Annotated in this window: 11 protein-coding genes; all 11 read left to right on the top strand. The window is 66.0% G+C overall.

The features are described 5' to 3' along the window. Positions 1 to 93 precede the first annotated feature (93 nt). Positions 94 to 546 carry a type VI secretion system tube protein Hcp gene (locus NUH87_RS07625; protein WP_338525471.1) on the top strand — a complete coding sequence of 151 codons (453 nt, stop codon included), beginning with the start codon at positions 94 to 96 and terminating at the stop codon, positions 544 to 546. 69 nt (positions 547 to 615) lie between these two features. Continuing rightward, entirely contained in the window at positions 616 to 1,110 is a 495-nt protein-coding gene (locus tag NUH87_RS07620; protein WP_338525470.1) for a type VI secretion system baseplate subunit TssE, read from the top strand. Further along, positions 1,103 to 2,968 (top strand): type VI secretion system baseplate subunit TssF, encoded by a 1,866-nt coding sequence (gene tssF, locus NUH87_RS07615; RefSeq protein WP_338525469.1) that lies wholly within the window; start codon positions 1,103 to 1,105, stop codon positions 2,966 to 2,968. The genes NUH87_RS07620 and tssF overlap by 8 nt, the downstream gene beginning before the upstream one ends. Then, positions 2,953 to 3,978 carry a type VI secretion system baseplate subunit TssG gene (gene tssG / locus NUH87_RS07610; protein WP_338525468.1) on the top strand — a complete coding sequence of 342 codons (1,026 nt, stop codon included), beginning with the start codon at positions 2,953 to 2,955 and terminating at the stop codon, positions 3,976 to 3,978. The genes tssF and tssG overlap by 16 nt, the downstream gene beginning before the upstream one ends. Before the next feature lie 44 nt (positions 3,979 to 4,022). Continuing rightward, positions 4,023 to 4,412, top strand: coding sequence for a DUF4280 domain-containing protein (locus tag NUH87_RS07605; protein WP_338525467.1), 390 nt, complete (start codon positions 4,023 to 4,025; stop codon positions 4,410 to 4,412). A 16-nt stretch (positions 4,413 to 4,428) separates the two neighbouring features. Next, entirely contained in the window at positions 4,429 to 6,366 is a 1,938-nt protein-coding gene (locus NUH87_RS07600; RefSeq protein WP_338525466.1) for a type VI secretion system Vgr family protein, read from the top strand. Further along, a complete protein-coding gene (tssJ, locus tag NUH87_RS07595; protein ID WP_338525465.1) occupies positions 6,353 to 6,865 on the top strand; it encodes a type VI secretion system lipoprotein TssJ in 513 nt (170 codons plus the stop codon). The genes NUH87_RS07600 and tssJ overlap by 14 nt, the downstream gene beginning before the upstream one ends. Then, positions 6,855 to 8,195: a type VI secretion system baseplate subunit TssK gene (gene tssK, locus NUH87_RS07590; RefSeq protein WP_338525464.1), complete on the top strand. Its 1,341-nt coding sequence runs from the start codon at positions 6,855 to 6,857 to the stop codon at positions 8,193 to 8,195. The genes tssJ and tssK overlap by 11 nt, the downstream gene beginning before the upstream one ends. Further along, positions 8,195 to 9,400: a type IVB secretion system protein IcmH/DotU gene (gene icmH / locus NUH87_RS07585; RefSeq protein WP_338525463.1), complete on the top strand. Its 1,206-nt coding sequence runs from the start codon at positions 8,195 to 8,197 to the stop codon at positions 9,398 to 9,400. The genes tssK and icmH overlap by 1 nt, the downstream gene beginning before the upstream one ends. A gap of 39 nt (positions 9,401 to 9,439) precedes the next feature. Continuing rightward, positions 9,440 to 12,706: an ImcF-related family protein gene (locus NUH87_RS07580; protein WP_338525462.1), complete on the top strand. Its 3,267-nt coding sequence runs from the start codon at positions 9,440 to 9,442 to the stop codon at positions 12,704 to 12,706. A 313-nt stretch (positions 12,707 to 13,019) separates the two neighbouring features. Continuing rightward, complete coding sequence (locus NUH87_RS07575; RefSeq protein ID WP_338525461.1) at positions 13,020 to 13,715, top strand: response regulator transcription factor; 696 nt, start codon at positions 13,020 to 13,022, stop codon at positions 13,713 to 13,715. Positions 13,716 to 13,766 lie beyond the last annotated feature (51 nt).

Below are 13,766 nucleotides of genomic sequence, written 5' to 3'. Positions count from 1 at the left end.
GGGCCTGGCTCCGGAAAAGCGCTTAACCATTCAAATAAATAGAAGTTGGAGTCCCATATGATTTTATTGAAACTCGGAGCCAAGCAGGACCCCATGATTAAGGGGAACTGCAAGGAGACGGATCACACGGGCTGGATCGTAATCGACTCCTGGTCGTTCAGCAGCGGTCGTCCCATCTCGTTTGACAATGACCGTGAAGTAGGCGTCGGGTTCGTCAGCGACATGGTCTTCAGCAAGACCACCGACATCGCCTCGCCCAACCTGTTTATCGAGTCGATCACTGGCAAGTCCCTGGAGGAGGCGACCTTGCGGATTATCCAGACCAGCGGCAGTTCGACGGGCAAGAACGTACCCTACATCGAGTTCAAGCTGCAGGCGCCGATCATCTGCCACTACTCCATCAACAACGGCAGCGGCGATCGCCCGACCGAGAGCTTCCTGATCAACTTCACGGGCCTCACGTACAAGTACACACACTTCATCGACGGCAAGATGGACGGCGAGGTTGAAAAGAGCTTCAGCCGGCTTAAAGAAACCGCCGTGTGATCGAACGCCAGCGGATCCCGTAGCGTGCTGCGGGACCCGCCGGCGCCTGGGGTTTTCGGGAGGATTTTCATGACTATCGCCATGACACCGCTGCTTGAGCGTCTGATGAGGCCCGCCAGCCCTGGCGAGGGGATGACCCGTCGCCAGGCAGGGGGTGGTTCGCAGCAAGAGCTGGAACACCTGTGCCGGGATCTCACGCTGCTGTTCAATGCCACCGGACTGGGGGCGGTCTGCCCGCTGGGCAGCCAGCCCCATGTCACGCGATCGGTGCTCAACTACGGCCTGGGCAACCTGGCGGGGGTGGTGCTGTCGAGCATCGATACGCAGAAGCTCGAGAACCGTATCCGTGAAATCGTCCTGGATTTCGAACCGCGCATCCTGCGTTACAGCGTCGAGGTGCAACTCCTCCTTGCGCGCCCCTGCAGTGCCAGCCTGAACTTCCTCATCGAAGGCGAAATCCGTGGCCTCGATGCGTTGCACGCGTTCCGACTGGAGTCGGCCTGGAACACCGAGAGTGGTGAAGTGCGGGTTCGGCCCTACGTTCGCCCGCGCGCCCATGGATGAACGACTGCTGCGCCATTACGAGCGTGAACTGCGTTTCCTGCGTGAAGCCGGTGCCGAGTTTGCCGAGGACTACCCGAAGATTGCCGCCACCCTGGGGTTGCGCCCCGAGGAGGTGACCGACCCGTCGGTGGAGCGCTTGCTGGAGGGCTTGAGTTTTCTCACGGCCCGTGTGCAACTGCAGATGGAGGCCGAATTCCCGCGTTTCACCGAGAGCCTCCTGGAGTTGGTGCAACCGCAGCAGTTGCTGCCGGTTCCGTCCATGGCGGTGTTGCAGTTTTCCCCGGACTTGCAGGAGGGTTCGCTCGCCTCGGGGTTCACCCTGCCGGCCAATAGCGTGGTGCGCTCGCTGGGCGAGGCGGGCGGGCAAGGCCCGCGTTGCGAGTTCCGTAGCCTGCGCCCGGTCACGCTCTGGCCCCTGGCCCTGGAGTCAGCCGAGTACCTGCCCAGTGCGGGGCTGCTCAAGGGCTTGCCTGCCAGCGTGGTCAAACAGGACGGTGGCGCCTTGCGCCTGCGTCTGCGTACCACGGCCGGGGTGTCTTTCGATCAATTGGCGCTGCAGGAACTGACGCTGTTCCTGCGCGGCGATGGCTCGTTGCCCATGGCCGTTCAGGAAGCCCTGCTGACCCGCGCCGAGGGTATGTTTGCCCGCTGCGGCGAAGGCGAGGGGAGCTGGAGCCCGCGGATCGACCCCGGGCAGATCCGTCAGCCGGAGCCGCGTCCCGCCGCCCGCCAGCAGGCACGTTCGTTGAATAGTGACGCGGTGTGCGCACAGCTCAAGACCTTTCTCGCGTTTGCCGAGGGTGAGCGTTTTGTCAGCCTGGGTGGCCTGGGGCCGGCGCTGCGCGGGTGCCAATCGCGCAGCCTGGAGTTGGTGGTGGTGCTCGCGCCGCTGTCGCAACCCTTGTCGGCACTGCTCGATGCCAGCCACTTCGGCTTGTTCTGCGCGCCGGTGATCAACCTGTTCAACAAGCGTATCGAGCGTATTGTCATCGATCCTTACCGTCATGAATTGCCCCTGGTGGTCGACAAGGCGCGGCCACTGGCCTACGAGATCCAGGAGGTGCTGGCGGTCCATGGGTATGCCGCCGGCTCCAAGGAGCGCCAACTCCTCCTGCCGCTGTATGCTCCGCCACGGTTGGACGACGCTGATCGGCGCCCGGTGGGTTTCTACCAGATGCAGCGCACGCCCAGCCGTGTCCCCCAGCGCTTCGTCGACGGGCAGCGGCGTTACCGTGGCTGTGACGCCAGCCTGGTCCTGGCGCTGGAGGCGGACGCCCAGCTGCAGCGCCTGGCGGTGGACGTATTGTGTTCCAACCGCGATCTACCGTTGAGCCTGCCCCTGGGGGCCGGTAATACCGACTTCGTCCTGGATGTGAGTGCCCCGGTGTTGGCGATCCGTTGCGTGGCGGGACCCTCGCGCCCGCTACCCGCGCCATCCCAGGGCGATCGGCAATGGCAGGTGGTCCGGCAACTGTCGCGTAACTACCTGCCCCTGGCTCACCGCGAGGGGGCTGCCGGGGCGCAGGCCTTGCGCGAGTTGTTGGCGCATTACCTGCCCGAGGACGACAGCGGCGGGCACAAGTTGCTGCAAGGCATCGTCTCCTTGCGTGCCGAGGTCGTCACCCGGCGGCTGCCCGGTGCTGGCCCGGTGGCCTTCGGGCGCGGCCTGAACCTGACCCTGCTGCTGGACGACGCCGCCTGCGAAGGGACCGGAGCCTATCTGTTCGGGGCCGCCCTGGAGCGGTTCTTTGTCCGTTATGCCGCGCTCAATGCCTTTGTGGAAACCGAGTTGCACAGTGTGAGCCGGGGGTCTATCAAGACCTGGCGGGCGAGGGCGGGGCAATGCATGATCTGGTAGCGCCACCGCCCGAACTGATCGCGCATCCCTGGCGCTACGACTTTTTCGCCGCGCTGCGTCTGCTGGAGCGCACTTACCCCCATGCGCCGCGCTGGGGCACGGCGCAACGCCTGGGCGACGATCCGTTGCGTCTGGCGCAGCACGTCTCGCTGGCGTTCGAACCGGCGATGATCGCCCAGGTGCGCCTTCGCGAAGGCCGCGCGGCGCTGCTGGCGGTGAACTTCTTCGGCCTGACGGGGGCGAACGGGCCGATGCCCCTGCATTTCAGCGAAGATGTGCTGTCGCGCCAGATTAATCATAGCGACAGCACCCTGGCGCACTTTCTGGATGTGTTTCACCACCGCCTGCTGAGCCTGCTCTACCGAAGCTGGGCGCGGGTTCGACCGGTGGTCTGGGCCGATCGTCCGGCCGACGACCGTTTCGCCGACTATGTGTCGGCGTTTTCACCGGGCGAGATGAGCGCGTTGCCCAATGGCGCGCGTTTCTATGCGCCGCAGTTCATCGATCAACGCCGCAGTGCCGCCGCTTTGTTGGCCCTGGTCCAGGATCTGCTGCGCTTGCCGGTGGGCCTGAGCAGCCTGGGCCGACACCGGGCCGTCCTGGCGTCCGGCGAGCGTTTGCAACTGGGCCGGCAGAGCGAGTCGGCACGGCTGGGCGGGGCCGCGTTGCTGGGGCGCCGCCTGTGGAATATCCAGCACAGTTTCAGCCTGCACCTGGGGCCGTTGTCCTGGCCCGACTATCAGCACCTGCTGCCCGGTGGGCGCTACTTCGAGCCCCTTTGCCAGCTGGTCGAGTGTTATGTCGGCCCGACCTTTCAATGGGACCTCGACTTGCAGCTGGATCCGGCGCAGCGGCCAGGCCTGCGCCTGGGCGCGCGGCAGGGCCTGGGGCGGGCCTGCTGGCTGGGGCACAGGTGCGCGGCTGCGCCGGGATGGCGCTACGAGCCCGCTCGCCACAGGACCACGTCGGCTGATTTAGGAGTTATCCGATACCCCGCGGGGCACCCTTGACTGACACTGCACGGGCTTTCCATGGATGTCTGTCTGGAGCACGCATGAATCAGCAAGTTGTAATGGGCGCCTTGCTCTCCTGTTCGTTTGGCACCGTATCGGCCCCCCTGAGTGTCCTGCCGCTGGGGCGGCTCAAGGTCGAAGGTCAGCCGGCGGCAAACATTCTCGATCATCAACCCCAGGCCAATATCCCGACCTTCGGCCTCTGCCGCAGCCCGGCCAACCCCCAGGTCGCGGCGGCGACGGCCGCCGCCATGGGCGTGCTGACGCCGATGCCCTGCGTGCCCGCCACGCTCACGCCCTGGCAGCCCGGCGCGCCGCGCACGCGGATTGCCAAGCGGCCGGCGCTGGATAATCGCTGTACCTGCCTGTGCAACTGGGGCGGCCAGATCCGCGTCGATGCCAGCGCCACCCTCAAGACCACGATTGCCTGAGCGAGCCCTTGTCACCATGTCCGAGAACACCTACCACCGTCTCCAGGTGCCTGACGTCGATGCCAAGCTGTCGCTGCTCGAGTTGACGGGCCGGGAAGGGTTGAGCCAGCTCTTCGAATACCAGTTGACGGTCTCCTGTGCCGACGATGGCTTGCAGGTCGATGATTTGCTGGGACGTCCGTTGGCACTGAGTCTCGGTGTCGAGGCGCCACAGGAGCCACAGGTGCGGCATATCCACGGCTATATCACCGCCTTCAGTGCCACGGGCTGGGTCAAGCGCCAGGCGTGCTACCGGCTTTCGCTCAGGCCCTGGCTGTGGTTGCTTACGCAGTCCCGGCGCCAGCGTATTTTCCAGAACCTGACGCTCAAACAGATTCTCGAAGAGGTCTTCAGCGACTACCCCGCCAGCATCGACTGGCAGGTCGAATGCCCGGAGCCGATGGAGTACTGCGTGCAGTTCGACGAAAGCGACTTTGCTTTTTTCAGTCGCTTGCTGGAGGAAGCGGGGTTCTACTACTTCTTCGATCATCAGCCTGAAGACCACCTGTTGGTGATCGCCGACTCGATGGACGCCCATAAACCGGTGCGGCACTTGGCTGAAATGAGCTACCGGCCCAACCAGGACAAGGTCCCGGGCAGCATGCAGCGCTGGGAGTCCCACGGCGAACTGCGGCCCGGGGTGTTCAGCCTGGTGGATTTCGATTTCACCAAGGCCAGCAATCGTGAGGCCAGCGTCCTCTCGGCGAGCCAGGCGGCTGCGGCGACACCGCGCCACGGCAACTTTCGACAGGAAGGTTTTCCGGGGCGCTTCAGCAGTGGCAAATCTGGCGAAGCGCTGGCGCGGATCCAGCTCGAAGCCGCGCACGCCTGCCAGCAGTGGCGACAGGGCGTCAGCCAGTCGCTGCATCTGGTACCCGGACAGTGGTTCACCCTGGTCGATCACCCACGGGCCGAGCAGAACGGTGATTACCTGATCGTTGCGACGACCTTGCAGTTCGATACAACGACCGAGCCGCGCTGCGAGGTCGAGGCGATTCCGACCACCCAGGTGTTTCGCGCGCCGCTCCAGACGGTGCGGCCGCGGATCGCCGGGCCACAGACGGCCTTCGTGGTGGGCAAGGAGGGCGATCCGATCTGGGTCGATAAATTCGGTCGGATCAAGGTGCAGTTTCACTGGGACAGCAGCGGGCGGCGCAACGAGCATTGTTCCTGCTGGGTCCGGGTCGCCCAGCCGCTGGCCGGCAAGCGCTGGGGCGCGCTGTTCGTGCCACGGGTCGGGCAGGAGGTGGTGGTGGAGTTCCTCGGCGGCGACCCCGACCGACCCTTGGTCACCGCCGGGCTCTATAATGCCGGTCACCGGCCACCCTGGGAGCTGCCGGCCGAGGCGGCCCGCAGTGGTCTCAAGTCGCAGTCGCTGGGCGAGCAGGGGGTGTACAACGAGCTGCGCTTCGACGACAAGGCGGGCCGCGAGCAGTTGCTGATCCATGCGGGCCGCAACCAGGACCTGACGGTGCGCAACGATGCGTTCGCCAGCATCGGCAACGACTGGCACCTGACGGTCGGCGCCAATCAGTTGCTCAAGGTCAAGGACGATCTCCATGAGTCCGTGGGCGGGAGCCGCAACAGTCGGGTCGACGCCGATCAATTGCTGGATATCGGGGGCGATAGCCATTGCAAGGTTGCCGGTCAGTTGCAGTCGACGGCGACCGACATGGATTTCAAGGCCGACGGCAAGCTGGTGCTGGAAGCCGGCAAGAGCCTGACCCTCAAGGTCGGCGCCAGCACCCTGGTGCTCAGCGCCGCGGGCGTGGCGATCAACGGCAAGACCGTGACCCTCGATGGCTCGGCCTCGGTCGACATCAATGGCGGTGCCGCGCCTGCCTCGACCTCGGCCAAGGCGGCGAAACCGGCGAAGGTCAAGCAGCCTAAGGAGGCCGACGATGGTCGCGATTAAGCGGGTGTTTCGACGCGCCATGCTCCTGCTGCTGGTGCTGACGCTCCCAGGCTGTACCTGGTTTTGGGCGGACGAACCGCCACCGCCCGAACCGCGTATCGCGTTGTTCCTAGAGGCTGCACTGGACAGCAATCCCGACCTGCATGGCCGGCCATCGCCGGTGATCGTCAGGCTCCTGCAACTGGCGGACAGCAAGCGCCTGGAGCAGGTCGAGCTGTTCCAGTCCGAAGCCGCTGCCGAGCAGGCCCTGGGGCGCGACCTGCTGCGACAGGAGTCGCTGCTGCTGCGCCCTGGCCAGCAGCAGGAGCAGGGTTTTATTCCTGAGCCCGGCACCCGCTTTGTCGCGATCGTGGCCGAGTACCGGAATATCGACCATGCCCAGTGGTGGGCCTGGGCCGAAATCGACCCGACGCGCCCCTCGCGACTGACGGCCCTGATCGGTCGCCAGCGCGTGGTGTTGACGTCGGCGCCCGCGGAGGACAAGGCCGATGATGAGTAGTCACGACAGCGTCGTGTGGTCCGAAGGCATGTTTCTGCTGCCGCAGCATTTCCAGCAGCAGGAGCGCCATCATCGGGCACGGCTGGCGCAGGTCCTGCGGGCGTTGCAACCCCATGGCTGGGGCTTTTCCGCGCTGAAAATCGATGCGGGGCAACTGGCTCTGGGCACGCTGGCCCTGAGCGCCTGTGAAGGGATCATGCCCGATGGCAGCCCCTTCGCCCTGACGGACGAGGAGCTGGCCCGGCTGCGTTATCCGGTGGCCGACAGCGAGCGCGATGTACAATTGGTGCTGGCCCTGGCGGTCAATCGCCCGGGCGTTCCGGACACCGAAACCGCCCCCCGGGACGATAGCCTGGCCCGCCACCGGGTCAGCGAAGTCATGGTGGCCGACACCCATGCCGAGGGCGCCGAACCGGCCTGCTTGCAGGTGAGCCGCTTGAACCTGAAGCTGGCGCGCGAAGCGGAGGTGGCCGCCTCCCATGTGTTCCTGCGGGTGGCCCGGGTGGTGGAGCGAACGGCCGCCGGCCTGGTGGTGCTCGACCGGCAACAGGTGGCGCCGCTGCTGGCCTGGCGTTGTTCGCCGGTGCTGGCGCGCTCCGTCGACGAACTGATCGCCCGGGCCCGGCAACGCGGTGCGGCCCTGGCCGAGGGGCTGGGCCAGGGTGGTCTCGGCGGGATGACGGAAATCCAGCAATACGTGATGCTGCAAAGCGTCAACCGCGCCGAAAGCCTGTTGGTGCACCTGGCCAGCCAGGCGGCGCTGCATCCGGAGCTGCTGTACCGCGAGCTGGTGCGGCTGGCCGGCGAGCTGGCGATTTTCCACCCGGACCGTAAGCGTCCCAAGGCGTACCCGGTGTACCGTCATGACCGCCTGGGTGAGACCTTTGTGCCGCTGATCCAGGACCTGCTGCAGTCGTTGAGCGCCACGGCCACGGCCGACGTGGTTGCCCTGGCCCTCAAGAGTGGTGCATTCGGTTTTCGCTTTGCCCAGGTACCGGACATCAATCTTTATCAATCGGCGCGTTTCATTCTCGCGGTTCGCGCGCAGGTGCCCGACGAGGAACTGCGTAAAAGCTTTCCCAGCCGCTTGAAGATCGGCCCGGCCGAGCGCCTGCACGACCTGGTGAACCTGCAATTGCCGGGCCTGGCGATCCAGGTGTTGCCGGCGGCGCCCAGGGAGCTGCCTTACTATCCCGGCTTCAGCTATTTCCAGGTGTCGAGCGACCACGCCTTGTGGGCCGACCTGGTGGACACCAGCGGCTTCGGCCTGCATGTAGCCGGTTCGTTTCCGGGTCTGCAACTGGCGTTCTGGGCCATCAGGGAGCCGTGATGGCGCTTGCCAAGGGGGGGCCAGGAGCGCGAAAAGATGCCCGCGCGATCGCCCGCGAGCCTGTCCGGGCCCGACCGGCGGCCGCCGACGAACAGCTGTGCCCGTTGGCCGATGATCTGCTGCATGAGGTCGTGGTTTTCCAGCGCCTGACGCGCCGGCCCGACCTGGCAGCGCTGCGCCTGCGCCTGATTGCCCGGGTGCGGACCTTTCAGCGTCAGGCCCTGGCCTGCGGTATCGAGCAGCGGATCGTGTGGCGCGCCCGCTATGCCCTGTGCACCTTGCTCGACGAAGTCATCGCCAGCAGCGAATGGGCCCGGGGCGCCTGGTCGCGGCACAGCCTGTTGATGACCTTTCACCAGGAAACCGAGGGCGGCGAAGGCTTCTTCGCCTATCTGGACGAGGCGCAGCTCAAGCCGGTGGAGCACCTGGCGCTGCTTGAACTGATGTACCTGTGCCTGGCGTTGGGCCTGGAGGGGCGTTATCGAATCCAGCGCGAAGGCCGTTCGATCCTCGCCCTCAAGCGCAGTCAGCTCTACGAAATCCTGCGCCAGCACCGCGAGCGTTATCCGCGTCCGGTACTGAAGCGCGCGCAGACGGGGCAGCGGCCCCGGCGTGCGCTGCGCTGGGCCTTGTGCGGTCTGGCGCTGCTGACGATCGCCCTCGTGGTCGTGGGTGCGTACGACCTGCAGAGGCGCTCGGCCCAGCAGTTGCCGGGCCTGTCGCAGCTGTCGTCGCCCAGGGCAACGGTCCCCGCGACACTGCCCTCGTTGGCCGAACGTCTGGCCGAGGATTTCCAGGCCGGGCGCCTGGTGCTGCTCGATGAGGCGGGCGGCGTGCGACTCCTGCTCGGTGCCAGGCAATGGTTTTCACCTGGCGGCAGTGCGCTCGCGCCACAGCATCGGGCGACCTTGCAGCGGATCGCCGCGGTGCTGGCGGATTGGCCGGGGCGTATCCGGATCATCGGCCATAGCGACGATACGCCGGTCGGCAAGGGGCGGGTCTCCAACCAGGAACTCTCGCTGCGACGTGCTCGTGCGGTGGCGTTCGAAATGTTCGGTGAGGCGGCCGACTCCGGGCGTATCCAGGTCCTGGGGCGTGGCGCCAGTGAGCCACGGGTCGCCAATGACAGCCCGGACAACCGCGGGCGCAATCGCCGGGTGGAGATCGTGCTCGAACCGCCCGTGACCGCCGACGCCCTGCCGTAGGGCGCTTCACCTATTTGCCCTCGCTGGATGACTGCCACCATGTTCCTGAGATTGCTGAAAAACCTGCTGCGAGCGCTGCCGCTGGCGGCGGGCCTTTACCTGTTGACCCTGCTGGTACGCAGCCAGGGGCCGCGGTTGTCCATCGACGGTGTTGCTCCGCTGGCGCACGACTGGCAGCAATGGCTGCTGCTGGTGCCGTTGTACCTGTGTGGGTTGGTTTTTCTCTGGTGGGCCCGGCGACGGCGCAAGCGCCGGGAGTTGCTTCAGGCCGAAGCGGCGCAGTTGGCGTTGCAGGCGCTGGAGCAACCCGGTGCCCGAGAGCGGCGCTTGCGTGAGCGTTTGGAGCGTTGGCGCCTGGAAGGCCAGGCCAGCGCCAGCGGTCCGGTGCTCCTGCTGCTGGGCGGGGCAGGTGCCGGCAAGCGCAGTCTGATGGGGGAGAAAGGGCGCCGCGCGCGCGGAGGCGACGAGTCACCGCCCGATGATGTGCACCCGGGGCGTGTCGGGGCGTTTTCCGTCATGGCCGTGAGTGCCGCGCTGTTGACCCAGGCAGACCCCGAGTGCGTGCGGCTATGGCGTTGCCTGCTCGATGAACTGAAACGCTCGCGCCGCCACGGGTTGGGCGTCGCCGGGGCGGTGCTGGTGCTCAATGCGGTGCATCTGCTGCGCCTGGCCCCCGCTGCCCGCGATGCCCAGGCGCTGATCCTGCGGGCGCGCCTGGAAGAGCTGGCCGCTCAGTTCGGGCACGGCTTGTCGGTGCAGGTGATCGTCACCCACTGTGATCGCTTGCCGGGCTTCGAACCGTCGCTGCTGGCGTTGCCGACCGAACAAAGAGACCTGGCGCTGGCCTTTGTCCGTGGGCGCAACCGGCAGAACCTGACGGGGCTGGCCGAGCGTGTTGTCGGCCTCTTCACGGACTTGCAGGACGGACTCCCAGAGCGCTTGCAGAAGGAGGTGCAGACTCCGGCCCGGGTTCAACTCTATGGTTTCGCGCGATTGTGGCAACAGTTCGGCGAGATCTTGCAGCCTTATCTGCAGACGGCGTTTTTCGAGCAGCCGCGGGTTGCGCAGGTCCACCTGCAATCGCTGCGTTGCAGCGGCCACTTGCGGGTCGAGCCCGGCACCCGGGCCGCCACTCAGCGGCTGGTCCGCTGCCTGCAACAGAGTCGACGCCACACGCGCTGGCCAGGATTCCTGCCGCTGGGTGCGGGTGGGCGGCGCTGGTTGCTTGCACTCGGTGCGGCTGCCTTGGTCATGTTGTTGGCAACGCTGCTCGGCAACAGTTACTGGCAGCAGACCCGGCAGTTGCAGTGGCTGGCCGAGCAACAAGCGTTGCTGGCGGCGTTGCCGGCCAGCGCTGCCGGGACGAGCCTGACGCCGGCGCTGCTCGAGCGCTTGGCACGCTTCAGGAGCCTGGCCTATCCCCCCACGGACGGCTGGCCGCAGCCGGCGTTCTGGTCAAGCGAATATCAGCGATTGCTGGACCAGACCCATGGCCTTTACCAGCGGGCGTTGCTCGATGAATTGCTACCTGGCGTTGTGCAAGTCTTGCAGCGTTCCGCGCCGGATGGGTTGTACAGCGAGAGCCAGGAGCGCTTGCGTTTTTACCTGATGCTGGGCGGCCAGGGCCGCTTCGAATCGGCCGCCTTTGAAGACTGGCTGTCGGCCCAGGTGCGGGGCGATCTCGGTCAGGCGCTGGCCCCGGAGCAACGCGAGCAATTGCAGGGGCATGTCCAGGCGCTGATACCGCTGCTGGCGCAGGGGCCGGTGCTGAGTGTCGATTCGCGGTGGGTAGAGCGGGTGCGTCGACAATTGCGCAGCGAGCCGCAACAGCAGCGTCTGTACGCTCGACTGAGCGCGACATTGGCCAGTGCCGACGCGGAGGATTTCAGTGTCGTCGCCGCCAGCGGCAGCGAGGGTCTGCTGAGCCTGGCCCGCCGTAGCGGCGAGCCCTTGAACCGAGGCGTTCCTGCACGCTTCAGCCCCAAAGGACATGAGCAGCTGCGGGTCCGCCTGCCATTACTGGTGGCCGAGGCGCTCAAGGATGAAGACTGGGTCATGGGGCCGGGGCTTCGACTGGACGCGGCGACCTTGCACAACGAAGTGTCCGCGCTTTATGCGCGGGACTATATCCGCCACTGGGAGCAGTTCTTCGCGGACCTGCGGCTGGTTGGCCTCGACCAGCCCGAGTCCCTGGCCCTCAGGCTGGAGCGGCTGTCGCGGGCCGACTCGGCGCTGTTCAGCTTGCTGCGCGCGGCAGGGCGTGAGACCCGCCTGGAGATCAGCGAGGCCCCGCAGCGTCTGGTCGACCGGGCGCGCCAGCAGGTTTCGTCACTGGCCTCCAGTTTCTCCCCCGATCTGGCCAGGGCGCTTCCCGGCACGCTGGCCGCCGAGGAGCACCCGGTCAACCGGCACTTTGCGGCGCTGCGACAGTTGACCGAAGGCACCGCCGCCCCGCTCGAGGGGCTACGCGAAGCCCTGGCCCAGGCCGCGATTTACCTCCAGGCCCGGGAGCAGTCCCTGGCGATGGGCTTGCCGAGCCCGCCGGTGGACAGCCTGGAGCCACTGAAGCGGCAGATCGACGGGCTGCCGCCGATGCTGCAACCGCTGTTCGCCGATATCGTCGGTGTTGCCCGGCAACACCTGCGCCAGCAGACGGTGGCGACGGTCGGCGCCAGCCTGGACCGTCAACTGGGCCCTGAATGCTCGCGCCTGCTCGCCCAGCGCTATCCCTTTGACCCACAGGCCAGGGAGCAGCTCTCGCTGGCCGATTTCAACCGCTTGTTCGCCCCTTCCGGGCTGCTGCAGGATTTTCAACAGCGTCATCCGGACACCACGCTACTGGAGGGCGCGCCGGCGGCACAGTTCCAGCGCGCGGAGCAGATTCGCCGGGCGTTTTTTCCCGGCACGTCCGACGTCGCGCGGGTCGATTTCGAGCTCAGCCCTGTGACCATGGATGAAAACATCGCCCAGGTGCGCCTGACCCTGGACGAGCTGCAACTCGACTATGCCCACGGCCCCATCCGGCCCGCTCTGTTCACCTGGCCGACCCGGGCCCTGGGCAGCCAGCTCAGGATGGTGGTCACGCTGATCGACGGGCGCACCCTGGTACGTTCGGCCGAAGGTCCCTGGGCCTGGTTTCGTTTCATGGAGCAGGGCCGCCTGGGGCCGGCACCGAGCGGGGAGGGTTACTGGTTGACCCTGAACTTCGAGGCTTTCGAGGTGGTGCTGCAATTGCGCAGTGCCAGCCTCGATCACCCCTTCGGTCGCAAGATCCTGAGCGATTTCCGATGCCCATCGACAGGGTGACTGTAGGGATTTGGCCTGTCCCTCAACGTGAAGGTCAGTTTCGTAACGAGCCCGGGGAAATGTCCTATGTCGGTTGGAGCGACGACTGTTTAGCATGACAACGCATAGCCCGCTGCAGGGTCGCGGTCGCCCTGGCGGCCCGGCTGGCCAGGTGGGGTTATCTGGCGCAGGGAGAGGGGCCCTGCGAATCAGGGGGTCATCGGTTGGGCAGGATGCCATTGTGAAGCGGTGGCGGTCCGCACAACGATTTTGCGTCGGTCGGACCTGACCACTGCCGAGTCAGTTTTTCATTGGCAGTTGTGCAGGAGAGTCCATGCTCGAGAAAAAGCCTACCCGCCTCATGATTCTGGATGACCACAGCCTGGTCCTGTGCGGCATGGAGATCAAGATCCAGGCCGAGCCCGATCTTCTGTTGCTGGGCAGCTTCACCCGTGGCTCGGCGCTGATGGCAGCCTTGCGCGAGCAGGAGGTCGACCTGGTGGTGATGGACTACTCCCTGCGTTCGGGCGAGGTGGACGGCCTGAACCTGATTCGCACCTTGAGGATCCGCTTTCCCAAGTTGCGGCTGCTGGTCATCTCGTCCCTGTACGTGCCCGCGACGGTCGCCTTGGCGCTGCGCTGCGGGGCCAGTGGCTTCATCGGCAAGGAGCTGAATTCCGGCGAGCTGGTGCTGGCCATTCGTCAGGTGGCGGCCGGCAAGGTCTACCTGCATCCGGACATGGTCGAGGCGTTGCAGGTGCATGAGGTCTCGCGGCTCGATATCGCCACGCCGGCCTCGGAATCCGAGCTCGCCAGCCTGGACGAACTGGCCAGGACCTCGGCGTTGACGGTCCGCGAGCACGAGGTGCTGCGCTGTTGCCTGGACGGTCTGTCGGTAAGCCACATTGCGCGCAAGTTCTCGCGCAGTATCAAGACCATCAGTACCCAGAAACAGGCCGCGTTTCGCAAGCTGGGCCTGCGTGGCGACAACGAGTTGTACAAGGTGCGTTATCAGATGGAGGGGCGCTGAAGTGCATTTTCCTGAAAATTCGCTGTCAGAACCTGATCAGCGTGCGCTCAG

Origin of the sequence: Pseudomonas batumici (genome assembly GCF_036585405.1) — a bacterium.
Taxonomy (GTDB): domain Bacteria; phylum Pseudomonadota; class Gammaproteobacteria; order Pseudomonadales; family Pseudomonadaceae; genus Aquipseudomonas; species Aquipseudomonas batumici.
Note: the sequence above shows the minus strand (reverse complement) of the source record. Positions and strands in the feature narration are given on the sequence as shown.

Coding starts and splice junctions, on each gene's coding strand:
- NUH87_RS07605 (WP_338525467.1), top strand. CDS start 4,023: ATGAATCAGCAAGTTGTAATGGGCGCCTTGCTCTCCTGTTCGTTTGGC.
- tssK (WP_338525464.1), top strand. CDS start 6,855: ATGATGAGTAGTCACGACAGCGTCGTGTGGTCCGAAGGCATGTTTCTG.
- NUH87_RS07600 (WP_338525466.1), top strand. CDS start 4,429: ATGTCCGAGAACACCTACCACCGTCTCCAGGTGCCTGACGTCGATGCC.
- NUH87_RS07625 (WP_338525471.1), top strand. CDS start 94: ATGATTAAGGGGAACTGCAAGGAGACGGATCACACGGGCTGGATCGTA.
- tssG (WP_338525468.1), top strand. CDS start 2,953: ATGCATGATCTGGTAGCGCCACCGCCCGAACTGATCGCGCATCCCTGG.
- NUH87_RS07620 (WP_338525470.1), top strand. CDS start 616: ATGACTATCGCCATGACACCGCTGCTTGAGCGTCTGATGAGGCCCGCC.
- NUH87_RS07575 (WP_338525461.1), top strand. CDS start 13,020: ATGCTCGAGAAAAAGCCTACCCGCCTCATGATTCTGGATGACCACAGC.
- icmH (WP_338525463.1), top strand. CDS start 8,195: ATGGCGCTTGCCAAGGGGGGGCCAGGAGCGCGAAAAGATGCCCGCGCG.
- tssF (WP_338525469.1), top strand. CDS start 1,103: ATGGATGAACGACTGCTGCGCCATTACGAGCGTGAACTGCGTTTCCTG.
- NUH87_RS07580 (WP_338525462.1), top strand. CDS start 9,440: ATGTTCCTGAGATTGCTGAAAAACCTGCTGCGAGCGCTGCCGCTGGCG.
- tssJ (WP_338525465.1), top strand. CDS start 6,353: ATGGTCGCGATTAAGCGGGTGTTTCGACGCGCCATGCTCCTGCTGCTG.